Source organism: Acidovorax sp. AC410 (genome assembly GCF_979253235.1).
Map to the genome: position 1 here is coordinate 5,266,185 of NZ_CEEDCG010000001.1, position 22,035 is coordinate 5,288,219.

The window sequence follows — 22,035 nt, forward strand, 5'->3', positions numbered from 1 at the left end:
GCAACGGTGTGTGACGACGCCGTTGCGCGTGGCCTTCGTTGCTGACAGGCCTCGCGACAGACCAAAGAGAGGAAGGGAAGATCACCATGACGACTCCACCACCATGGCGTCGGGCCTCAGGCTGGCTGTTGCCTGCGCTGCTGGCGGGCCTGGGGCCATCGAGCGCCGCGCTGGCCCAGACCATTGCCACCGGCGCGCGCCACGGCATGGCACTGCAGGCCGATGGCAGCGTGCTGGCTTGGGGCGACAACCGCCTGGCCCAGCTGGGCCAGGGCAAGACGGTCTACGCCAGCACGGCGATCGAGATTCCCCTGCCGGTCAAGGCCGCGGCCGTGCGCACCAGCAGGACCACCGCGCTGGTGCTGGACGAAGAGGGCAATGTCTGGAGCTGGGGCACCAATGCCCGGGGGCAGCTCGGGGACGGAACGCGGGCAGACCGGGCCACGCCGCAGGTGGTGTTTCGCGGCGCGGTGTACATCGCCAACGGGGGCGATTCCGCTCCCTCCTTTGTGATCGACAAGGACGGCCAGCCTTGGTGGTGGGGACCGTTGCCGTCGGGCGTGGACGCCGCCGTGCCCGAGCGCGCCGCGCAGGTGCCTGCGCGGCTGGTGCGCATAGAGCACCAGCTGCGCGCCACCGTGGCGCTCGACGAGCAGGGCGTGGTGTGGACCTGGGGCGAAGACGCGGCCTGTGCGGACAGCAGCGCTGCGGCCTCGGCGCCGAGGGCCATGCGCGGCGTGCCGCCCATCGTGGATTTCATCTTCGAGGCCCAGGGGCCGATCAACTACCAGTCTGCGGCCATCCCGGCAAGGGGCCCCGTCGCACGCGTCACGGCCAGGGATGCCGATGGCCGCCTGTGGGTGTGGGGCACCGATCCCCTGTTCTTCCCTCCGCACGGCGTGCCGCCCCTGCCGCTCACCCACTGCCCCGCTGAGCGCTGGGCACAGGCCTATGAGCCTTTCGCTGCCCGCAGCCGCATCCACCCCGAAATGGAGAAGGCCGGTGTGAAACTGCAGAAGGTGATTCATGGCCGCGACGCCTCCCTGGGGTGGACCGGCGAGGGAGATCTCTGGCAATGGCAGTACATGCCCACGGCCGAGATTCCCGGCGGGCCTTATGTTGCAGCGGAGCGCGTTGCCTCTGGCGTGGTGGATGCCAGCGGTCACAACACCGCCCTGACAGGCGTGCTGCCAGTCTTGATGTACATCACGCGCGACGGCAAGCTCCATGCAATGGGTTCCAACACCAGCCTGCACCTGGCGATTGCCACCGACGCGGCCGGTGGGGCTGAATCGCTCGCCAGTCCGCGCGTGCTGACCCTCCCCTCGAAGGCGGTCAGCGTGCATGCGAGCGAGGCGGCCAGCTATGCCCTGCTGAAGGATGGCCGTGTGTTCCGCTGGGGGCTCGGCGCCGTGCAGTACGACCGGCAAGCCAGCCTGCATGGCGCCAGCCATGCGCAGACGCCCACGCACATTCCACTGGGGGCACTGGTCACTCAGCTCGCGGCGGCGCAGGGCCAGTGGCTTGCGGTGGATGCCAACGGCAAGGTCTGGAGTTCAGGGAACTGGGGTACCTCACCCGTCCCCCACACCCGTCCGCTCGTGGTGGAAAGCTCCACGGGCCTGCCGCTTGCGCGCAGTGTGTCCGTAGGGGGCAATGGCCATGGCGCGATCCTCGGCAGGGACGGGTCGGTCTGGGCCATTGGCGGCAGCATCGACATCATCCCTGCGCAGAGCTCCGACACAGATGCGGTCATAAGGTGGTCGTCCGTACCACGTAAGTTGGAGGGGCTGCCGACCACCATCACCCAGGTGGCGACGGCCGATGGCACCTACGGCGCTTTGTACGCGCTGGACGCGTCCGGCACCGTATGGTTCTGGGGTGCACGGCGAAGATACGGGATTACCGGGCAGGACAGTGCGCTGCTTTCCAGGGACCAGTGGATCGCGCATGCCCCCATCGTGCTGCCGCTGCCGCACAAGGCGGTCTCCATCCATGCGGGCGATTTCAATGTCTGCGCGGTGCTGCAGGATGGTTCGGCCCAGTGCTACGGCAAGTTGTTCAACGAGCACCGGGGCCGGCGCCTGCAGTTGCATTCGCCCATCCAGGAGATATCGATGGGGGTGGACGAGGACCGCGTCGGCACCACAGCGACCGCCCGGCGGGGCGGTACCGTCCACCTGCGCCTTGCCGATGGAACGGTGTGGGCCCTGGGCCAGGGCCGACAGGGGCAACTGGGATCCGGTGCATACGCCAGTGCGGCGGAGCCCGTCCCCGTGGTCAATGAAGCCGGCACCGGGGATCTGGACCTGGACCCTGCGGTGCCGAATGCGGCGGCTGCGAATCGCCCGCCGTTCCGGGTGAAGGCGCGGCTGTCGGGCAATCTGCGCAGCCTGTCGTTCACGGGCGACGTGTTCGGCAGCGCCGGCACCCCGGCAGGCGCCAATGTGTATGCCATGGCCTCCGCCGGGCCCCTGGGCCAGGGCGTCTGGGTGCAGCTCGATGCCCAGGGCACCTGGGGCCCGCTGCGCTGGCCGGTGCCGGCGATCGCCAGCAGCGTCCAACTGGGCAGCGAAACCCAGTCGGTGCCGCTGAACATCCTGCCGCAACTGCAGCAAGGCACCGATCTCACCGGCCTGCGCCTGTACATCGGCTATGGGCGGGATGCCGACGAGATGCTGGCAGCCCGGCGCTTTCGCGAGGTGCTGGAGCTGGGGCCGGACGCGCCGGACTATTGAAGGGCGGGCATGCCAAATTTTGTTGGACAGGGTCGCGGGGCGCAGGAGATGCTCCCGGTCAGGCGCTTTCGCCAGATGCAGGCACCGGCACGGGAGGATTGACCGCCTCCACCTTCCCGCCGGGAGTCCAGACCATGCACTTGTCCAGCCGTTCCTTCCCACTGGTTGCCACCGGCATGGCCTTGCTGCTGGGCCTGTGGGGTGTTGCAGCGCAGGCCCAGACCCTGGCCAGCGGCGCACGCCATGCGCTGGCCCTCACGCACGACGGGCGCGTGCTGGCCTGGGGCGACAACCGGCTGGCGCAGCTGGGCCAGGGCAAGACGGCCTATGCCGCCAGCGCGCGCGAGATCGCCATGCCCGCCCGCATGGTGGCCGTGCGCGCCGGCCTGAACAGCGTGCTGGCGCTGGACGAACAGGGCAGCGTGTGGAGCTGGGGCACCAACCGCCAGGGGCAGCTGGGCGACGGCACGCGCGCAGACCGGGGCACGCCGCGCACCATCTTTCGCGGGGCCGCCGCCATCGTCAATGGCGATGAGCGCGGGCCCTCGTTCGCCATCGATGCCGAAGGCCAGCCCTGGTGGTGGGGCCCGCTGCCCTCGGGCACCCTGGCGCTGCTGCCCGAGCGCGCTGCCCGCGTGCCCGCGCGGCTCATCCGCATCCAGCAGGCGGCCAGCACCACGGTGGCGCTCGACGACCAGGGCACGGTCTGGTCCTGGGGCGAGGGCGTGGCCTGCGCTGCGGATGCCGGTCCGCGCGGCCCCGAGGCCGTGGCCGGCCTGCCGCCCATCGTGGACCTGGTGATGCAGGGCTACGCCCCTTCACGCGACAAGCCGCCGCATGACCCCCAGCCGCCGCCGCGCCAGCATGGCCCGGCCTCCCTGGTGCAGGCCGTGGACCGCAATGGCACGCATTGGCAGTGGGGCGAATCGCCCGTGGACCCCAGCGTGCGCCGCATGCCCGGGGACCGCATGCGCCACTGCCCGCCCGGGCGCATGGACAGCACCTACAGCGCCCTGCGCCTGCGTGATTACCGCCACCCCGACCTGGCGGCGCAGGGCGTGCAGATTGCGCGCATGCTGGATGGCGATGTGCCCTACCTGGGCCTCACGGCCGAGGGCGAGCTGTGGCAGTGGGAGCATCTGATCGAGGGCCACCCGCGCGACGGGCGCATCACGCTGCGCCACGTGGCCAGCGGTGTGGCCGATGCCAGCGCATTTGCCAGCCAGGGCAACCCGCGCCGCACAGGCCTGCTGTACATCACGCGCGATGGCCGGCTCTACGGCCAGGGCGCGAACACCAGCCTGCACCTGGCCAGCGGAGACGGGGAGCTGGACTCTTCCTCCAGCCCGCGCGCCGTGCCGCTGCCCGGGCCCGCAGCCAGCGTGTACACGCGGCCCTACGGCAGCTATGCGCTGCTGCGCGACGGACGCCTGTTCCGCTGGGGGCTGGGGGCGTGGACCTCGGACCCGTACACCCATTTCGAAGGCGGCGTGTTTCCGCAGGACCCGGTACACCAGGCCGTGCCCGCGCGGCTGGTGCGGCTGGCCACCTCGCACCACCGCTGGCTGGCGGTGGACGATGAAGGCAAGGTCTGGACATCGGACAGCTGGGGCGCCGCGGCGCGCCCGCGCGCCGAGTCCAGCCGCCCCGCGCTGGTCTACAGCCAGGGCGGCATGCCCGCCATGCGCGATGTGGCCATGGGCGGGCACGACCTCGCGGCCCTGCTGGCGGTGGATGGTTCGGTCTGGGATCTCAGCGGCGAGCCCGGCGTGCCGGTCAAGGTGCAGGGCCTGCCCAGGCCGGTACTGCAGATTGCCGCCATGGGTGACGGCAGCGCGCGCGCCACCTACGCGCTCGATGCGCAGGGCACCGTCTGGTACTGGGGCCTGCGGCAGCGCTATGGCACCACGGGCCCCCGGCCCAAGGACTTCTGGGGCGGTCCCATCAAGGAGCCCACCGCGCTGTCCCTGCCGCGCAAGGCCGTCTCCATCCATGCCAACGACTACAGCCTGTGCGCCATCCTGCAGGACGGCTCGGCCCAATGCATTGGCAAGATCTTCAAGGAGCACGAGGGCGTGCGCTTTGCGCTGCACGCGCCGATCCGCGAGCTGTCCTTCGGCGTCGATGGCATGGACGACCCCGAGTACATGGACCAGCGCGGCGTGGCGCATTTCGGCACCGTGCATTTCCGGCTGGCCGATGGCACGGTCTGGGCCTGGGGGCGCGGTCGCCAGGGGCAACTGGGCAACGGCACTTATGCCAGCAGCGCAGTGCCCACCCCGGTGGCCAATGAGGCCGGCACGGGCGAGCTGGACCTGCAACCCCAGGGTGCCAACGCACCTGCGCCTGTGCGCCCGCCGTTTCGGCTGCAGGCCTCGCTGCGCGGCAACCCGCGTGCCGTTTCACTCGGGGTGCAGGTTTTCGGCAGCACGCCCGGGGCTGGGCCCGCCTGCGGCCGCCGGTGCCGGCTGTATGCCATGCTGGCCAGCGGCACCGCGCGGGGGCCGGGCGACCCGGCGCAGCAGGGCACCTGGGTTGCGCTGGACGGCCAGGGCCGCTGGGGCCCCGGGGAGGAGTACCGCTGGCCCGTGCCCTCTGCCGATGGGCAGGGCGTGCCGCCGGGCGAGCGCCAGTCGGTGCGCCTGCACCTGCTGCGCGGCGAGGACGGCCCCGCGCCGGCCGGCCTGCGCCTGTACCTGGGTTACGGGCGCGATATGCAGGAAATGCGCGCCGCGCGGCGCTGGCGCGAGGTGCTGGAACTGGCGCCCGAGGACGTGGCCGAGGCGCAGTCGATGGGGGGATTGAACTGAGCCGGCCCGCTGCGTGGGCGCCGGCTGCGCTCCGTCAGAACAGGGTGTAGTAGCTGTCGTAGCTGCGCAGCCAGAGCTTGGGTTGCCGCGATTCGTGGTCGAAATGGAGCTGCAGCAGGTTGGCACGCGGCAGGGCGCTGTCGACCACCAGCTCCTTGTCGTTGGCGGCTTCCTCCACCTCGCTGAAGGCCAGGCGCTGCAGCACGTGGGTGAAGGCGGCCTCGGCATTGCGCGGGCGGTAGTCCTCGTCGAGCAGCAGCGAGGGCTTGCCCAGGTACTCCTGGTGCAGCCAGTACCACACGCCCTCGTTGGTCGTGCCCGGCTGGGCGCCGGGGTTGCCCTGGTCGCCCCAGGTGTGGGTGGGCTCGCCCGCCGTCACGCCGGCAGGGTCCCAGGCCAACGCGCCCAGGCCGTCGCCCACATGCACGAACACAGCCAGGCTGCGGTCGTAGCGCGCACGCACGGTGGGCGACAGCAGCCGGTCCAACCCATTCTTGCCGCTGGGCGCGTAGTCCCATTCGCGCAGCAGCATGTCGGTCACCGTGGTCATGGAAGACGGGTGGACGAAGGACGAGTCGCCCACCTCGATGCGCCAGTCGGCCAGCAGCTTGACCATGGCGGGCAGTGGGGCGCCCAGGCGCTTTTCCAGGTCCTGCAGCGCGGCGGCGGCAGGCTTCTTGCCGGCGGGTGGCTTGGCACGCTCGACCGTGACCGTGCCTTCCTCCAGCCGCTGGGCCAGGCCGCGCACGCGCTCGATCCAGGGCTTGCCCTGGTCGTACAGCGGGGCCGACACGCTGGCCATGTCGCGCACCGTCCAGGTCTTGTTGAAGGGCGTGGCCTTGCCTGCCAGGGTCACTGTGCCGCGCAACTGCACGCGCTTGAGGCCCGGGGGCAGGGCCCATACCAGTGCCGGCCGCCGGTGCAGGCCGGGCTGCGTGGCCTTGTGGTTGAGCTGTGCAATGACCTTGCCATTGGCCAGCACATCGGCCACGACGGAGTCGCCCACCTCCAGCCAGGGGTGGATGCCGGCCCGGGGGCCCGCCGTTGCCGACGCTGGTGCGTGCGCCAGCAATGTGCAGGGCAGGGCGCCCAGGGCCGCAAGAATGCTTCGCCGTGTCGTGCTCATGAATCTCCCTCTCCCTCGATCGATCAATCAATCATCAATGACGCGGGATTGTAGGGAGGCGGCGAGGGCTCAATTGGCCACCGGCTCGATGCGCGTCACCACATAGGCGCCGGCCTGCTGCTCGGCGCGAAAACGCACCTTGGCACCGGGCTTGACCTGCGCGGCCTGGGCTGGGTCGGTGACGCGGAACACCATGGTCATGGGCGGCATGTCCAGGTTGCGGATGGGGCCGTGGCGCAGTGTGACCTTGGCGCTGGCGGCGTCCCAGCGCACGACTTCGCCTTCGCTCAGGTCCGCGATGGCAGCGGCAGGGGCCTTGGTTGCCTGGGCCGCAGCGGGCGCAGCGTGGCTGCCGTGGTCCTCGCCATGGTCATGGTCGTCGCCTGCGAAGGCGGTTGCTGCGCTGAAAAGGAGTGTGGTGGTGAGCAGGGCGATGCGCAGTGGGTGGGTGGTGTGGTAGGTCATGTCGATGCCTTTTGATTTCCGGGGTAGTTCTTGAAAACGCGGGTGCTGCCGTTGCGTGCGACCAGCAGCACGGCATAGCTGTCCTTGCGGCCGCCGTAGGCGGGGCCATCCATGCCGGGCGACCCAATGGGCATGCCGGGTACGGCCAGGCCCAGCGCGTCGGGCTTTTGCTGCAGCAGGGCACGCACGTCGCTGGCGGGCACATGGCCCTCGACCAGGTAGCCGCCGACCAGCGCGGTGTGGCACGAGCCCAGCTTTTGCGGCAGGCCCAGGCGGGCGCGCACGGCGTTGTTGCCGGTGTCGTGGACCTTCACGGCAAAGCCATTGGCCTGCATGTGGTCCACCCAGTCCTGGCAGCAGCCGCAGTTCGGGTCTTTCCAGACCTCGACCGGCGTGGGGGCCGCGGCCCCTGCTGCCATCGGCAGCGCGGTTGCGGCGAGCATGGTCAGCCAGGCGCGACGGGTGCTGGCGGTTGGTGTGTGGGTCATGGGGTGTCCTTTCTCTTCCTGGGTCAGCCCTTGCGGGGCAACACGTTGATGGTGCCCACCATGCCGGCCTGGTAGTGGCCGGGGATCAGGCAGGCGAAGTCGAAGCGGCCCGCACGGTTGAACTGCCAGATGATCTGGCCGCGCTTGCCGGCGGCGACGTGGGCCATGTAGGCCTCGTCGTGCTCCATGCCGGGGTGTTTGGCCATCATCTCGGCGTGCTGGGCCAGCGTGGCCTGGGTGCCGAGCACGATCTCGTGCAGCAGCTGGCCCTGGTTGTGTACCACCAGGCGCACGGTCTCGCCTTCGCGCACCTCGATGTGGGCGGGCGCAAAGCGCATGTCGTCGCCCATGCGCAGGGTGATGGTGCGCTGCACGGCCTGGGCACTGCCGGCAATGCCCCAGTCCTGCTGCTCGGCGGGCAGGGCGGCCCTGGACGCCGTGCCATGGGGTGCATTGCCATGGGCCCAGGCGGCACCGGTGGCGCCCAGCAGGGCGGCGGCAACAAGGTGCATGGCAAGGCGGCGGGACGTAAGAACAATTTTCATGGTCTGCTCCAGAAGGGTTCAATGCTGGTGGTGGCCGCCGGTCGCGGCGGGCTTGCGTGCGCTGGCAGCCCCGGGCGCGGTGCCCGGTGGGGTGGCCCGTGGCGGGGCCGGCGTGGCGGCGGGCGCGCCCTGCCATTCATAGGCCTGGGTGCCAGGCGGCTGGGCGTAGTGGCCCGGGTCGCGGTAGTCGCCCGCGGGCTGGTTGGCGCGCACCTTGAAGGTGGTGAACATGCCGCCCATCTCCAGCGGGCCGTAGGGGCCGGTGCCGGCCATCATGGGGAAGGTGTTGTCGGGCAGCGGCATCTCCATGGCGCCCATGTCGGCCATGCCGCGCTCGCCCATCACCATGTAGTCGGGCACGATCTTCTGGATCTTGCCAACCAGGCCTTTGTGGTCCACGCCGATCATGGTCGGCACGTCGTGCCCCATGGCGCCCATGGTGTGGTGGCTCTTGTGGCAGTGAAAGGCCCAGTCCCCGGGCTCGTCGGCGATCAGCTCCACCTGGCGCATCTGGCCCACGGCCACGTCGGTGGTCACCTCGGGCCAGCGCGCGCCCTTGGGCACGGGGCCGCCGTCGGTGCCGGTCACCTCGAACTCGTGGCCGTGGATGTGGATCGGGTGGTTGGTCATGGTGAGGTTGCCCACGCGGATGCGCACGCGCTCGCCCTGTCGCGCCACCAGCGGGCTGATGGCCGGGAAGGCCCGGCTGTTCCAGCACCAGATGTTGTGGTCCAGCATGGTGTTCACCTTGGGCGTGCGCGCCCCGGGCTCCACGTCGAAGGCGTTGAGCAGAAAGGCGTAGTCGCGCTGCACCGTGGCGATGTGCGGGTGCGCGGCCTTGGGGTGGGTGATCCACAGGCCCATCATGCCCATGGCCATCTGCACCATCTCGTCGGCATGCGGGTGGTACATGAAGGTGCCGGGGCGGCGTGCCACGAACTCGTAGACGAAGGTCTTGCCCGGCTGGATGGCCGGCTGGTTCAACCCGGCGATGCCGTCCATTCCATTGGGCAGGCGCTGCCCGTGCCAGTGCACGGAGGTGTGCTCGGGCAGGCGGTTGGTGACGAAGAGGCGCACGCGGTCGCCCTCCACCACCTCGATGGTGGGGCCGGGGCTTTGCCCGTTGTAGCCCCACATGTTGACCACAAAGCCCGGCGCGACCTCGCGCACCACGGGCTCGGCCACCAGGTGGAACTCCTTGACCCCGGCGTTCATGCGCCAGGGTGCGGTCCAGCCGTTCAAGGTGACCACGGGGTTGTAGGGCCTGCCTGTGGGCGGGTGCAGCGGAGGCGCGGTGTCGGCGCTGGCCTGCAGGGCGGGCTCGGGCAGCGCGGCCAGGGCCACGCGGCTGACGGCGGCGGTGGCCACGGCCGTGGCGGCGCCTGCCGTGAAGAAATGGCGTCTTTGCATGTCAATGGCCTGGTGGGGTGGAAGGGGTGGCGGCGCCGGAGGCAAGGCCTTGCAGGGCGCCCGGTGAGGTGCCCGTGAGGGCCAGTTGCAGATCGGTCTCCGCCAGCCAGAAGTCGCGCTGCGCCTCGATGGCGCCGGCCACTGCCTCTGTGCTGGCGCGTGCCTCGGCCAGCAGCTCCCAGACGCTGGCGAGCATGCCGTTGTAGCGCAGCGTGGTTTCGTCACTGATGAGCTGGCGCAGCGGCACCACCTCATCGCGCTGCTGGCGCGCCAGGTCGAGCGCCGTGCGGTAGGTGAGCCAGGCGCTGCGCACCTCGCTGCGGGCGCGCACGGCCGTGTCCTGCAGCGTGGCAGCGCTCTGCTCCACACGCGCCTGGGCGCGGGTGCGCGCGGCGCCGCCCCAGTCGAACAGGGGCAGCGGCACATCCAGCTCCCAGCCGCGCGTGGTCTCGCGGTGGCCGCTCTCGCGCTCGGTCGTGGTGTTGCGGCTGTAGGCCAGGCCCAGGTCGCCGAACACGGCGCCGGCACGCACCCAGCCCTGCTGGCGCGCCTCGGTGTCGAGCTGGCGGCGCGCGGCCTGCACGTCCAGGCGTTCGCGCAGCGCGGTGGCCTCGATCCCGTCGGCGGGCAATGGCGTGGCGGGCAGGGCCGGCAACTGGCTGGCCAGGGTGTAGCCCGTCTGCACGCCCCACAGGCCCATGCTGCCGCTGAGCTGCTCGCGCGCGGTGGCGGCGGCCAGGCGCGCGCGGGCGCGCTGGGCATTCGCTTCCTGCAGCACGGCCTGTTCGCGCGCATGCTGCAGGCGGCTGAAGTTGCCCACACGGGCCATGCGGCGCGCCAGCTCGGCACCGGCCTCGGCGGCCTCCACCATGCGTTCGTGCGTGGCAGCCACCTGCTCGGCCGCCACGGCGCGCATCCAGGCGCGGCGCGTGTCGGCGGCCAGGGCCACCACGTCCTGCGCGGCCTGCAGCGTGGCCACCTGCATGCGCTCGGCCTGGCGCTCCATGCGCCAGGGCAGGGTCACCAGGTCCAGCAGGCTGAAAGCCAGCGTGCGCTCGATCTCGCGCTCATGGGGGTTAGTCAGCCGCGCGATGGAGAACTGCGGGTTGGGCAGGGTGATGGCCTGCACGCGCTCGGCATCGGCCACGCCCAGCGCGGCCAGCCGGGCCTGCAGGCCGGGGTTGTGCAGCAGGGCGATGCGCACGGCCGCGTCCTGCGTGAGCGGCTGGGCCAGCCAGGCATCAGTGGCCTGGCGCGCCTGGTCGCGCGCGGCCGGGTCGGCGGCGGGCAGGGTGGCACCGGCCACACCTGTGCGTGGCTGTGCCAGGGCCTGTACGTCGCCGCGCAGGCCGTCGGGCGAGACACTGGCGCAGCCTGCAAGCAGGGCGGCCAAGGCCAGCCCTGTCAGGCGGGGAATGTTGCGGCTCATGGCTTGTGCCCCCCGTGCGGGTGGGGGCTGGCAGGCGCCGCCGCTGCTGCTGCAGGGGTGCTGCCCTGGCCGGCCTCCCAGCGCACGATGTCGGCATGGCCACGCGGGAAGGCGGCCACGGCCTGGTGGGCGGCGCGCCAGTCGGCCAGCGGCGCATCGGCGCCCGGCAGCGGCAGTTGCACCTGCATGGGGGTATATACCAGCGGGGCCTGGGGTGCTTGCGGGGCTTGTGGTGCGGCCGCCGGGGCCGGGTCGGCAGGCGGCTGTGCCCCTGCCATCGCGGGCAGGAGCAAGGCCAGCCACGCCAGGGGGCGCAGCAAGGGCCAGCGAAGAGCGAAGAAGTCGCGCATGGTGCGGTCTCCAGAAAAAAAGGGAATGGAACGCCGCTGCGGCCTGCGGTGCATGCGCCGGGGGCGCGTGCAGGCATGGGCGGGCTCGGGGCGGGTGCTGTTCAGCCCAGGCGCCGCAGCAACGGGCCGCAGGGGCGCCGGTGTGGGCTGCAGGGGGTGTTGCCAGGCGCTCCCGCACAGGCCCAAACAGGCCCTGGGGATGCTCTCAAACCATCAGGCGATGGGCGGCTTGATGGCCAGCGCGGCGGTGGCGCTGTCGAACGGGGTGGTGGCCGCAGGGGCGGCGCCGGCCAGCAGGGGCAGGGGCGCAGCCGGCATGGCCGGTGGCTCCATCAGGGCCGTGTGGCAGATCTCGCAGGCCGTGCAGTTGGCATGCTGGTTGTGCGTGGCGCAGCCGGTGCTGCCGGGCGTGCTGCCATCGCAGGCCATGGGGGTGGCTTCGGTGTCACCGTGGTGGCCGCCATGCAGGTTGCCATGCGCGCCCGCGTGGCTTGCCTCGCTCGGTGCGGCATGCTCGTGCTGGCCGTGGTGGGCCGCAACCGGGGCCTGCGCCACAGCCGCTGGCGCGGGGTGCTGCATGGGCACCATGCCTGCGGCCATGGCGGTGCCCACCAGGCCCCGAAGGACCAGCACCACCATCAGCAAATAGAACAGGGGGCCGCGACGCATGCTGCAATGATAAGACCTTTGGCCCAGGAGTTCCGCAAGCGCCGCTGCGTCGAATGGTTTACCCGCACACCCGCCGCGAGCACCCCGCCAGGGGTTACGATGTATCCAGATGTTTTTGCGGCCGCCGCTGGCTGACCGCCTGCCCATCCTTCCTCTTTCGCGAAAGGCCCCATGCCTGCTTTGCCGCCGTTGGCTACGGGCTCCCTGTCCGCCAGGATACGGCTGCTGATCCTGGTGGCCACGCTGCCTGCCCTGGTGCTGGTGGCCTACCAGGCGCAGGCCAACCGCGAAGAGTCGGTGGCTGCGGTGCGCGAGAATGCGTTGCTGATCACCCGCACCCTGGCCTACAGCCAGCAGAGCCTGATCGACACCACCCGCACCTTTTTGCAGCAACTGGCCACGACCCGCCGGGCACAGCAGCTCGACGCCCCCGATTGTTCGCAGTACCTGGCGGAGGTGCTGGCGCTCAACGCCACCTACATCAACATCGGCCTGCCGCGCGCCGATGGCGATCTGCGCTGCAGCGCCGTGCCGCCCAGGGTGCCGGTGAACCTGACCGACCAGCCCCACTTCCTGCGGGCCATCGTGGCGCGCGAGTTTTCGGTCGGCAACTTCCAGGTGGACCCGGCGGTCGGCCTGGCCAGCGTGAGCTTTGCGCAGCCGCTGATCGACCCCGAGACCCGCGCCGTGCTGGGCGCGGCGGTGGCCGTGGTGTCGCTCGACTGGTGGAGCCGCCGCCTGCATGAGCTGGGCCTGCCCGAGGGGGCCGTGGCCCGCGTGCTCGGCCCCGATGGCCGGGTGATCGCGCGCTTTCCGCCCGACGGGCGCGAGCTCGGCACCCTGCCCAACCTGCCCCAGCCGGGGGCTGGCGCCCAGGCCCTGCAGGGCGGTGCCAGCCTGCTGGAGACCGAGGGCGGTGCCCGCTACATCGAGGTGGCGCGGCCCCTGCTTGAATCCCAGGGCAGGCCGGTGGCCAGCATGCGCCTGTCGGTGCCGCTGGATGCGCTGCATGCGCGCATCACGCGGCAGATGTGGCGCGACATGGGCTTTTTGCTGTTGGGCTTGCTGGCCTCGTTCGTGCTGGCGCACGAAGGCGTGCGCCGCGGCGTGGGCAAGCCGCTGGCCCGTTTGCTGCGGGCCACCGACCAACTGGCCCAGGGCCAGCAGGTGGCTGCGGTGCCCGAGACGGGCTTTCGCGAACTGGCCCAGCTGGCCCAGCGCTTCAACCACATGGCCCAGGCACGCCAGCAGGCCGAGGGCGAGCTGCGCCACAGCGAGGAGAACCTGGCCATCACCCTGGACTCCATCGGCGACGCGGTGGTGGCCACCGACGCCGCAGGGCAGGTGGTGCGCATGAACGGCGTGGCCGAGCAGATGACCGGCTGGCCGCTGCGCGAGGCGCGGGGGCGGCCGCTGGCGGAGGTGTTTCGCATCGTCAACGCGCGCACCCGCGAGCCATCGAAGGACCCGGTGCAACTGGTCATGGCCAGCGGCCAGGTGGTGGAGCTGTCCAACCACACCACGCTGATCGCCCGGGGCGGCACCGAGTACCAGATCGCCGACAGCGCGGCCCCCATCCGCAATGCCGCGGGCGAGATCACCGGGGTGGTGCTGGTGTTCAGCGACGTGACCGAGTCGTACCGCGTGCGCCGCCAGCTGGAAGACAACGAGGCGCGCTTTCGCACGCTCACCATGCTGTCCTCCGACTGGTACTGGGAGCAGGACGCGCAGTTGCGCTTCGTGACGCTGGAGGGCGAGGCCGCCAAGCGCACGCTGCCGGGCCCCCAGTGGCATGTGGGCAAGACCCGCCACGAGGTGGCTACCGACGACGGCGGCGGGGTCGCTGCGTCGGATGGCATCGCGGTGGACTGGGAGCAGCACGAACAGACCCTGCGTGAGCGCCGCGAGTTCCGCGATTTCGAGTACCCGCGCCAGTCCACGGGCGGTGCGGTGGAGTGGGTCTCGGTCAGCGGCACGCCGATGTTCGATGCGGACGGCAATTTCCTGGGCTACCGGGGCATCGGCAACAACATCACCGAGCGCAAGAACGCCGAGCGGGAGTTGCGCATCGCCGCCATCGCCTTCGAGTCGCAAGAGGGCATGCTGGTCACCGATGCCGACACCGTGATCCTGCGCACCAACCGCGCCTTTACCAAGATCACCGGCTACGACAGTGCCGACGCCGTGGGCCGGCGCGCCAGCTTTCTCGCGTCGGGTCAGCACGACGAGTCCTTTTTTGCCGGCCTGCGCCGGACCCTGGACAGCGTGGGCGAGTGGAGCGGCGAGATCTGGAACCGCTGCAAGGACGGGCAGGTGAACCTGCACCAGATGGGCATCACGGCCGTCAAGGATGGCCAGGGGCGGCTCACGCACTACGTGGCCTCGCTGAGCGACATCACGCAGAAGGCGGCCGCCGCCCGGGAAATCGAGCACCTGGCCTTCTACGACCCGCTGACCCTGCTGCCCAACCGGCGCCTGATGATGGACCGGCTGCAGCAGGCCTTTGCCAGCAGCGCCCGTTCGGGCCAGTACGGTGCGCTGCTGTGCCTGGACCTGGACCACTTCAAGAACCTCAACGACACCCTGGGCCACGACATGGGCGACGTGCTGCTGCAGCAGGTGGCCCAGCGCCTCAAAGCCTGCGTGCGGGAGGGCGACACCGTGGCGCGCCTGGGTGGCGATGAGTTCCTGCTGCTGCTCAAGGGCATGAGCAGCGAGCCCACCGAGGCCGCCGAGCACACCCAGACGGTAGGCACCAAGGTGCTGGCCGCGCTGAACCAGCCCTACCAGCTGGCCCTGCACCATGTACACAGCACGCCCAGCATCGGTGCCGTGCTGTTCAGCGGGCAGAGCCAGTCGGTGGACGAGCTCATGAAGCGTGCCGACCTGGCCATGTACGCCGCCAAGACCGCCGGGCGCAATGCCGTGCGCTTCTTCGATCCGCGCATGCAGGCCGCCGTGACGGCCCGCGCCGCGATGGAGAACGACCTGCGCACCGCGCTGGCCGAGGAGCAGTTCCGCCTGTACTACCAGGTGCAGGTGGGGCAGGGCGAGCGGGCCATCGGTGCCGAGGTGCTGATCCGCTGGCAGCACCCCGAGCGTGGCCTGGTCATGCCCGGCGAGTTCATTCCCCTGGCCGAAGAGACCGGGCAGATCCTGGCCATCGGCCTGTGGGTGCTGCGCACCGCCTGCCTGCAGCTGCGCCAGTGGCAGGACGACCCCGTGCGCAGCCACCTGCAGCTGGCCGTGAACGTGAGCGCGCGCCAGTTCCGCCAGGGCGATTTCGTCGACCAGGTGTTTGCCGTGCTCAGCGAAACCGGCGCCCGCGCCGACCGCCTCAAGCTGGAGCTGACCGAGAGCATGGCGCTGGACAACGTGCAGCACACCATCGCCCGGATGAACGCGCTGCGGGCGCTGGGCGTGGGCTTTTCGATGGACGACTTCGGCACCGGGCAGTCCTCGTTGTCCTACCTCACGCGGCTGCCGCTGGACCAGCTCAAGATCGACCAGAGCTTCGTGCGCAACATCGGCATCCAGCAGACCGACGCGCTCATCGTGCAGACCATCATCGGCATGGCGCAGAGCCTGGGCATCGACGTCATCGCCGAGGGCGTGGAGACCACGGCCCAGCGCGAGTTCCTGGCGCAGCACGGCTGCAACCTGTGGCAGGGTTACCTGTTCAGCCGGCCCGTGCCGCTCGACAACTTCGAGCAGTTGATGGACCAGCGCTACGGTGGCGGTGCGTAGCAGCCCCGGGCGGGGCCCTGGTAACAAGGGATACCCACCGCGATGGCAGCGCCTTCGGCACTGGTCCTGGAGCGCGTGGCACGAAAAATGCACATACTTCGTCCGGCCTGGCGGGCATTGACCTCACCGCCGGCCAGGTTCCTGGAGCCCGCGCCCAATCCTGTTGGCGCGGCTTTACAGAGACGTTGAAGAATATAGGCACTCCTACCCACCACGACGCCCATGCACCCAGCCCCGTCTGCAGTCTCCCACGCGCCCTGGTCCGCCAAAAAGGGCGGTCCGTGCATCGGCAGGGTACCGCTCCCGTGACGATTTCGCTGAAATCCCACTTCCAGCCGATCTTCAGCCTGGCCCATCGCCGTGTGGTCGGCTACGAGGCCCTGCTTCGCGGCACCATGCCCGACGGCACGCCCGTGCCTCCGCCCGAACTCTTCGCACGCTGCCAGTCGGTCGAAGAACAGACCGCGCTCGATGTGGCCGCCTGCGAACTGCACGCGGGCAGCTTTGCGCGCTTTCCCCGGCAGGCGCACTGGCTGTTTTTGAACGTCGATGCCTCCATCTTCTCCAGCGGCAACGCCCTGTCTGCCTCGCAGCGCCTGCTGCAGGTCTGCCGCCAATCGGGCCTGGCGCCGCACCAGATCGTCGTGGAGATCCTGGAGACCGCGATCGACGACCATGTCGATCTCGAAGCGCAGGTGCGCGAGCTCAAGGCCCAGGGCTTTCTGCTGGCGCTGGACGACTTCGGCGCCGGCCACTCCAACTTCGACCGGGTGTTCACCCTGGCGCCCACGCTGGTCAAGCTCGACCGCAGCGTGGTCGTCAAGGCTGCGCAGAGCCAGACCGTGCGGCGCGTGACCACCCAGATGGTCTCGCTACTGCACGAATGCGGCGCGCTGGTCCTCATGGAAGGCATCGAGCGCCGCGAGGAGGCCGTCGTCGCACTCGACTCCGACACCGACTTCGTGCAGGGTTACTTCTTCGGCCGGCCCGCCGCCCAGTTGCTGCCACCCGCCTATACCTGCGCCGAGATCGAAGACACCTGGGCCCTGTGCGGCGACCGCTGGCACGAGCAGCGCCGCGAGTACCGCGACCGACTGCAGCCCTATGTGCAGGCCATGCTCCATGCCTGCACCCGCATGCAGGCCGGTGCCTCCCTGGCCGAGGCCTGCGCCGCCTTTCTCGGGCTGCCGCATGCCGATGTCTGCTACCTGCTGGACGCCAGCGGCCACCAGGTGGGTGTGAACCTGTTCTCGCAGGGCCGCGGCCAGGTGCTGGCCGAGCGCGATGCATTCGCCCCGCTGCGCGACACCACGGGCGCCCGCTGGTCGCGCAGGCCGTACTTTCGCCGCGCCCTGGGCGACACCGGCGTGGTCCAGGTCACGCGCCCCTACCGCACCATGCAGAGCCTGAGCATGTGCATCACCCTGTCCGTGGGCTTCGAGCGTGACGGGCAGCGCCTGATCATCTGCGGCGACATGGAGTGGACGCCGGTGGACGTGCGGCCGGATTTTTCCGATACGGTGTCGTAAGGGGCGGAACGCTCAGAAGGTATGAATGAATCCGGCGAGTCCGAGCAGGCCGCCAGAACGCGTGCGATCTAGGCGCAAAGCGCAGCCATAGCTCGGGCTATGGCGAGCATTTGCAACGACGAGCGCGCGTGTTGTGGCGGGATGAGCGGGCATGGCGGGTTCGTTCACACCTTCTCAGGTCCCCATGTACCGCCCCGGCCGGTGGTTGATGGCCAGCACCAGGTTGAGCGCCACCGCCCCCGCAATCGACCACAGCACGCGCAGCGGCTCCACCGTGAACAGCGCCAGCAGCACAATGCAGCAGTCCACCGCCATCTGGATCTTGCCCGCGCGCCAGCCATAGCGGTCTTGCAAATACAGCGCGGCAACGCCCACACCGCCCAGGCTGCAGCGGTGGCGAAACAGCACCAAAAACCCCGTGCCCGTGATGGTGCCGCCCGCAATCGCCGCGTACAGCGGCTGCAGCTGCGCGAACTGCAGCAACTGCGACTGCAGCTCGGTCAGCGCCGACAGCAGCAGCACCGCGATGAAGGTCTTCACCGTGAACGCCCGCCCCAGCTTGCGCAGCGCCAGCCAGTAGAACGGCAGGTTGACCACGAAGAACAGCTTGCCAAAGCCGATGCCCGTGGCGTAGTGCGCCAGAAACGCCAGCCCCGCCGTGCCGCCCGTGAGCAGCCCGGCGCTGGTGAAGAAGGCCACGCCGACCGAGATCAGCAGCACGCCGGTGAAGATGGCGACGGCGTCTTCGGTGGGGGTGTGGGGGGCGGGTGGGGCGGCTGGGGGCAGGGCCGGGGAGGGCGCCGCAGGAGGCACCGAAGGGACGGGATTGGTCATGGCGAGAGAGTCACTGGGCGGGGCATGGATTGGACCACGCAAGCGGCGTGCCCGGCTTGCCCTGGGTCAACGCGGACTGGATACCTATCGCTGGTCATCTGAAAGCCAGCAAGGCGCGCCGACCAGAGCCATGGTGCGAGGCGCTGGCAGTGAAGCGCAGGAGCCTTTGCTAGACTCGTCGCCACAAATACGAGGGAGTGGAAAATGCGAATGAATCGATGGGGCTTTCTGGGCCTCGGGCTGGCGGTCGTGCTGGCGCTGGCGGGGTGTGCAAGCAGTGTGGCAACCAAGCGTTCGGAGACGGGCCTGGAGCTGGACCTCAAGGCGGGTGCCAACGAAGGACACGCCATCCTGCGTGTCATCTCTCTGCGCCCCAACAGCATGGTTCACCCCAAGTGGCAGCGGGTCGAGCTGGTCTCCAATGGGCAGTCCGCTGCCATGGTCGATGTCACCGTGCCTTCCGACGCGTTCTGGCATGGCCGGCATTTCGCGACAGAGGCGCTGTATTTTGCCAAGCTGCCGGCGGGCAAGTACGACGTCAGTGGCTTTGGGAGCCTGATGCCGAACGTCGGCCTGATCGTCGCGCTGCTCACCATGGACAACGCCAAGGCCAAGGGACTGCCTTCCTTCACCGTCGAAGCGGGTCGCTTGGCGAATCTGGGTACGCTGGTGTTCTCACCGGCAATCGGCAAGGACCAACCCCCGAAAATGGTGCTGCTGCAGGGCCCACTCGGCCGCAAGAATGCATTGGAAACACTGTTGTCCGAGCTGGCGCACGGCGAGCCGACTTTGCCTGCGGGCGGAGGGTGGCTGGGCGATGGGTCGCAGCAAAACGAGCTCAAGGTACTTGCCCAGGCCCGCCAGATGGTGTCGCAGCTGTACGAGCGTACCCTCGACCAAGGGCTCGTGGCGGGATCGCACCTGGGCCAGGTGCTGCAGCGCACAGGGCGCAACGCCTGGACGCGTGAGTCTGTGGATACGCTGGACACGATCTTCACCGTGGGCCGCACGGCGCAAGGCCTGTCCGTTGCCGGCAGTGAATACGGTACCTACTTCGTCAAATCCGCCCAGGGCATCTGGCAGCCGTCCAAGCTACCCGGTGACAAGGGCCGTGTGGTGTACGTCGAGCCCTACGGCAAGCAGGGGGTGTTGCTCGGCACGGTGACGGGTCGGACCAGCCGTTTCTGGGTGCGCGACTCGATGGCGGACCCGAAGGCTGCGCCCAGGGAGGTAGCCAAGCTGGACGCCATGCTGGACTCTGTCATCAGCACGCCCAGCGAGCTGATCGTCGCCAAGCAGATCTATGGACTTTCCCGCGAGTCCGAAATCATGCGCCTGGACAAGACCAGTTTTGCGGTGACCACGCATAAGCACGGCTTCTGGGTGCGCGAATGGCAGCGCTTTCCTGACGGCGAAATCCGAATGACGCGGCAGAACTTCAATAGCTTCTACCGCTCCAGTTCTGGTGATGGAGGCAAGTCCTGGGCGCATGAGCCCAACCCCGGCGGCATCAGCACCTACTGGATGAATCAACGCAGCGCCTACAGCCTGGACTGGCAGGCGGGGTTCATCGATGTAACCAACACGCTGCAAAAGACCACCGATGGCGGTGGCCGCTGGCAAAGCCTGGGCACGCCACTGGTCACGGAGAGTGTCCCGGGCCGCATCCTTCACGCCGATTCATCGGAGATCATCCTCCAGACCCTGGGCATCGTGTACTCCACGCAGGACGAAGGCAAGACCTGGGTACAGGTCCTGCCGCCCAAGCCCTGACCCGGGCACCAATCGTTGCTCCTCGCCGCTCAGTGAGGCGGCTTGGGCGCTGTGCCCACCACCGCCGCAATATGCTCCACAAACAAGCGCACCGCCTCCGCCGTGTTGTCCTTCGCCCAGATCACCCCCACGGGCCCGAAGCGGATGGTGCGGTCCAGCGGCAGGATGCGCATGGTGCCCAGCGCCACCTGGTACTGGGCCATGGCCTCGGAGCACACGCCGATGTAGTCGCCCTGGTGTACCAGGGCCTGCAAGGTGGTGATGGCGGGGGTTTCCACCTTGGGGCGCAGCCACGAGGCGCCGGCGTCCAGCAGGGCGGCATCGAGTTGCGAGCGGGTGAGGGTGCCCGGGGGCGGCATGATCCAGTGGTCGTGGACCAGGTCGATCAGGCGGATGGGGCCCTTGGCGTCCCAGTGGCGGCTGGCGCGGCCCACCACCAGGCAGACGTTGTCGTCGAACAGCTCGCGGTGCTCCAGCCCATCCTTGTAGGCGCGTGAGTCGAGCGAGCACACCGCCAGGTCCAGCTGCTTGTTGTCGATGCCTTCGAGCAACTGGGTCAGCGGGCTTTCGGACACGGTGACCGAGATATAGGGATACAGGGCCTGGAACTCGACCAGCGCCTGCGGTATGCCGCGCGCCACCCCCGCCCATACGCTGCCGATGTGCAGGCGCGCCGTGCGCCCCTGGGCCAGGGCGCCCAGCTCGGCCTGGGTGCGCGAGATGTCGCCCAACACGCTGATGGCCAGGCGCTTCATGATGATGCCGGCCGGCGTGAGCTGGATGCGCCGCCCGCGCGTGACCAGGGGCGTGCCCACCAGCTCCTCCAGGTCGGCCAGCCAGTGCGACATGGCCGACTGCGTCATGTGCAGGCGGGCGGCGGCCTCGGTCAGGGTGCCGGCCTCGTCCAGCACCATGAAGGATTCCAGATGTTTGACCTTGAGCCGGCGTGCCCAGGCCACTTGATCGTATGCAGTCATGAGTGAATGCTAATGGATCCATCGCGCGAATTCACTGGTCGCCGGTGCGCCTGCGCCGAATAATTCCCGACATGCCTGCAGCGCTTTCATTCATGCTGCTGCCAGCTTCAAGCCGCCCACCTCCCGGAGATCTGCCGATATGAAGAAACCTTTCTGCTTTGCTGCTGCCGCCAAGGCCGTGGCGCTCGCCCTGTCGCTGGCCGCTCTGCCCGCCGCCCATGCGCAGGACGCCAACTACCCCAGCCGCCCGATCCGCCTGGTCGTCTCGCAGCAGGCGGGCGGCAGCTCCGACACCGTGGCGCGCCTGTGGGCCGAGCATGCGGGCAAGGCCATCAACGCCACCATCACCGTGGAGAACAAGCCCGGCGCCGGCGGCATCATTGCCGCGCAGCAGGTGCTCGGCCAGCCGGCCGATGGCTACACGCTGATGTTCGGCGGCGTCTCGCAAATGGTGCTCAACAAGTTCGTCTACAAGCCGCTGCCCTACGATCCAGAAAAGGACTTCGTCGGCGTGGGCATGCTCAGCACCGTGCCTTTCATCCTGGTGGCCAACCCGGCCACGGGCTTCAAGTCGCTCGATGACCTGGTGAAGTACGCCAAGGCCAACCCTGACAAGCTCAACTTCTCGTCCTCGGGCCTGGGCAATTCGACCCAGTTGGCGGTGGAGCTGCTGCAAAAGAAGCTGGGTATCAGCATGACCCATGTGCCCTTCAAGGGCGAGCCCGATGGGCTCATGGCCACCATCGGCGGGCAGACGCAGGTGATGGCGCCCGTGGGCGGCTCAGCGCTGCCGCACATCAAGAACGGCAAGATCGTGCCCCTGGTGGTGCTGGCCCCCTCGCGCCTGCCCGAGCTGCCCGATGTGCCGGCCGCCAACGAGCTGGGCGTGAAGGACTTCGACACCATGGGCTGGAGCGGCATCGTGGCCAAGGCCGGCACACCCGCCGCCATCATCGCCAAACTGCACGAGGGCACGCGCGCCTTCCATGCCAGCGCCGAGGTGCAGGCCAAGCTCAAGGGCATGAACGCCATCTCGATGGCCGGCCCTGCCAGCCAGTTGATGGACGTGGCGCGCCGCGACACCAAGGCCTGGGGCCCCACGCTCGAAGCGCTGAACCTCAATCCCAAGTAAATCAAGCTGCACC

At 69.5% G+C, this 22,035-nt stretch carries 16 protein-coding genes; 6 read left to right on the forward strand and 10 right to left on the reverse strand.

The genetic code is table 11. The features are described from left to right. Positions 1–86 precede the first annotated feature (86 nt). Positions 87–2,738 (forward strand): RCC1 domain-containing protein, encoded by a 2,652-nt coding sequence (locus AC0IZS_RS24465; RefSeq protein ID WP_471638038.1) that lies wholly within the window; start codon positions 87–89, stop codon positions 2,736–2,738. Between the two features lie 134 nt (positions 2,739–2,872). Continuing rightward, positions 2,873–5,548 carry an RCC1 domain-containing protein gene (locus tag AC0IZS_RS24470; protein WP_471638039.1) on the forward strand — a complete coding sequence of 892 codons (2,676 nt, stop codon included), beginning with the start codon at positions 2,873–2,875 and terminating at the stop codon, positions 5,546–5,548. A gap of 34 nt (positions 5,549–5,582) precedes the next feature. Here AC0IZS_RS24470 and AC0IZS_RS24475 read toward each other — a convergent pair whose 3' ends face one another. The 8 genes from AC0IZS_RS24475 to AC0IZS_RS24510 all read right to left on the reverse strand — a co-directional run bounded on the left by AC0IZS_RS24475 (position 5,583) and on the right by AC0IZS_RS24510 (position 12,030). Continuing rightward, positions 5,583–6,674, reverse strand: a complete 1,092-nt coding sequence (locus AC0IZS_RS24475) for a hypothetical protein (protein WP_471638040.1) — start codon at positions 6,672–6,674, stop codon at positions 5,583–5,585. 69 nt (positions 6,675–6,743) lie between these two features. After that, positions 6,744–7,139, reverse strand: coding sequence for a copper-binding protein (locus AC0IZS_RS24480; protein WP_471638041.1), 396 nt, complete (start codon positions 7,137–7,139; stop codon positions 6,744–6,746). Beyond that, positions 7,136–7,627, reverse strand: a complete 492-nt coding sequence (locus AC0IZS_RS24485; protein ID WP_471638042.1) for a DUF411 domain-containing protein — start codon at positions 7,625–7,627, stop codon at positions 7,136–7,138. The genes AC0IZS_RS24480 and AC0IZS_RS24485 overlap by 4 nt, the downstream gene beginning before the upstream one ends. Before the next feature lie 23 nt (positions 7,628–7,650). After that, positions 7,651–8,172 carry a cupredoxin domain-containing protein gene (locus AC0IZS_RS24490; RefSeq protein WP_471638043.1) on the reverse strand — a complete coding sequence of 174 codons (522 nt, stop codon included), beginning with the start codon at positions 8,170–8,172 and terminating at the stop codon, positions 7,651–7,653. Positions 8,173–8,190: 18 nt separating this feature from the next. Continuing rightward, on the reverse strand, positions 8,191–9,582 hold the full coding sequence (locus tag AC0IZS_RS24495) for a multicopper oxidase family protein (protein ID WP_471638044.1): 1,392 nt from the start codon (positions 9,580–9,582) through the stop codon (positions 8,191–8,193). A 1-nt stretch (position 9,583) separates the two neighbouring features. Beyond that, entirely contained in the window at positions 9,584–11,011 is a 1,428-nt protein-coding gene (locus AC0IZS_RS24500) for a TolC family protein (protein ID WP_471638045.1), read from the reverse strand. After that, on the reverse strand, positions 11,008–11,361 hold the full coding sequence (locus AC0IZS_RS24505; RefSeq protein WP_471638046.1) for a hypothetical protein: 354 nt from the start codon (positions 11,359–11,361) through the stop codon (positions 11,008–11,010). Before AC0IZS_RS24505 ends, AC0IZS_RS24500 begins: the two co-directional genes overlap by 4 nt. Before the next feature lie 213 nt (positions 11,362–11,574). Then, complete coding sequence (locus tag AC0IZS_RS24510) at positions 11,575–12,030, reverse strand: hypothetical protein (protein ID WP_471638047.1); 456 nt, start codon at positions 12,028–12,030, stop codon at positions 11,575–11,577. A 171-nt stretch (positions 12,031–12,201) separates the two neighbouring features. Here AC0IZS_RS24510 and AC0IZS_RS24515 point away from each other — a divergent pair, with 171 nt between their 5' ends. Further along, entirely contained in the window at positions 12,202–15,777 is a 3,576-nt protein-coding gene (locus AC0IZS_RS24515) for a bifunctional diguanylate cyclase/phosphodiesterase (protein ID WP_471638048.1), read from the forward strand. A gap of 305 nt (positions 15,778–16,082) precedes the next feature. After that, positions 16,083–17,306, forward strand: a complete 1,224-nt coding sequence (locus tag AC0IZS_RS24520) for an EAL domain-containing protein (RefSeq protein ID WP_471638049.1) — start codon at positions 16,083–16,085, stop codon at positions 17,304–17,306. A 174-nt stretch (positions 17,307–17,480) separates the two neighbouring features. Here the strand turns inward: AC0IZS_RS24520 and AC0IZS_RS24525 are convergent, their stop codons facing one another. Then, positions 17,481–18,140, reverse strand: coding sequence for a YitT family protein (locus tag AC0IZS_RS24525; protein ID WP_471638050.1), 660 nt, complete (start codon positions 18,138–18,140; stop codon positions 17,481–17,483). Between the two features lie 210 nt (positions 18,141–18,350). On the opposite strand from AC0IZS_RS24525, the gene AC0IZS_RS24530 reads away from it, so the two are divergent. After that, the gene (locus AC0IZS_RS24530; protein ID WP_471638051.1) at positions 18,351–19,913 is read left to right on the forward strand and encodes a beta propeller repeat protein; all 1,563 of its coding nucleotides are present in this window, start codon (positions 18,351–18,353) and stop codon (positions 19,911–19,913) included. 29 nt (positions 19,914–19,942) lie between these two features. Here AC0IZS_RS24530 and AC0IZS_RS24535 read toward each other — a convergent pair whose 3' ends face one another. Beyond that, positions 19,943–20,890: a LysR family transcriptional regulator gene (locus AC0IZS_RS24535; protein WP_471638052.1), complete on the reverse strand. Its 948-nt coding sequence runs from the start codon at positions 20,888–20,890 to the stop codon at positions 19,943–19,945. A gap of 139 nt (positions 20,891–21,029) precedes the next feature. Between AC0IZS_RS24535 and AC0IZS_RS24540 the strand changes: the two genes are divergently transcribed. Beyond that, positions 21,030–22,022 carry a Bug family tripartite tricarboxylate transporter substrate binding protein gene (locus tag AC0IZS_RS24540; protein ID WP_471638053.1) on the forward strand — a complete coding sequence of 331 codons (993 nt, stop codon included), beginning with the start codon at positions 21,030–21,032 and terminating at the stop codon, positions 22,020–22,022. Positions 22,023–22,035: the final 13 nt, after the last annotated feature.

Excerpts from the sequence above, each read along its gene's own strand:
- AC0IZS_RS24480 (WP_471638041.1), bottom strand. The coding sequence starts at position 7,139 with ATGACCTACCACACCACCCACCCACTGCGCATCGCCCTGCTCACCACC.
- AC0IZS_RS24485 (WP_471638042.1), bottom strand. The coding sequence starts at position 7,627 with ATGACCCACACACCAACCGCCAGCACCCGTCGCGCCTGGCTGACCATG.
- AC0IZS_RS24495 (WP_471638044.1), bottom strand. The coding sequence starts at position 9,582 with ATGCAAAGACGCCATTTCTTCACGGCAGGCGCCGCCACGGCCGTGGCC.
- AC0IZS_RS24500 (WP_471638045.1), bottom strand. The coding sequence starts at position 11,011 with ATGAGCCGCAACATTCCCCGCCTGACAGGGCTGGCCTTGGCCGCCCTG.
- AC0IZS_RS24475 (WP_471638040.1), bottom strand. The coding sequence starts at position 6,674 with ATGAGCACGACACGGCGAAGCATTCTTGCGGCCCTGGGCGCCCTGCCC.
- AC0IZS_RS24515 (WP_471638048.1), top strand. The coding sequence starts at position 12,202 with ATGCCTGCTTTGCCGCCGTTGGCTACGGGCTCCCTGTCCGCCAGGATA.
- AC0IZS_RS24505 (WP_471638046.1), bottom strand. The coding sequence starts at position 11,361 with ATGCGCGACTTCTTCGCTCTTCGCTGGCCCTTGCTGCGCCCCCTGGCG.
- AC0IZS_RS24470 (WP_471638039.1), top strand. The coding sequence starts at position 2,873 with ATGCACTTGTCCAGCCGTTCCTTCCCACTGGTTGCCACCGGCATGGCC.
- AC0IZS_RS24490 (WP_471638043.1), bottom strand. The coding sequence starts at position 8,172 with ATGAAAATTGTTCTTACGTCCCGCCGCCTTGCCATGCACCTTGTTGCC.
- AC0IZS_RS24540 (WP_471638053.1), top strand. The coding sequence starts at position 21,030 with ATGAAGAAACCTTTCTGCTTTGCTGCTGCCGCCAAGGCCGTGGCGCTC.
- AC0IZS_RS24465 (WP_471638038.1), top strand. The coding sequence starts at position 87 with ATGACGACTCCACCACCATGGCGTCGGGCCTCAGGCTGGCTGTTGCCT.
- AC0IZS_RS24530 (WP_471638051.1), top strand. The coding sequence starts at position 18,351 with ATGAATCGATGGGGCTTTCTGGGCCTCGGGCTGGCGGTCGTGCTGGCG.
- AC0IZS_RS24510 (WP_471638047.1), bottom strand. The coding sequence starts at position 12,030 with ATGCGTCGCGGCCCCCTGTTCTATTTGCTGATGGTGGTGCTGGTCCTT.
- AC0IZS_RS24535 (WP_471638052.1), bottom strand. The coding sequence starts at position 20,890 with ATGACTGCATACGATCAAGTGGCCTGGGCACGCCGGCTCAAGGTCAAA.
- AC0IZS_RS24525 (WP_471638050.1), bottom strand. The coding sequence starts at position 18,140 with ATGACCAATCCCGTCCCTTCGGTGCCTCCTGCGGCGCCCTCCCCGGCC.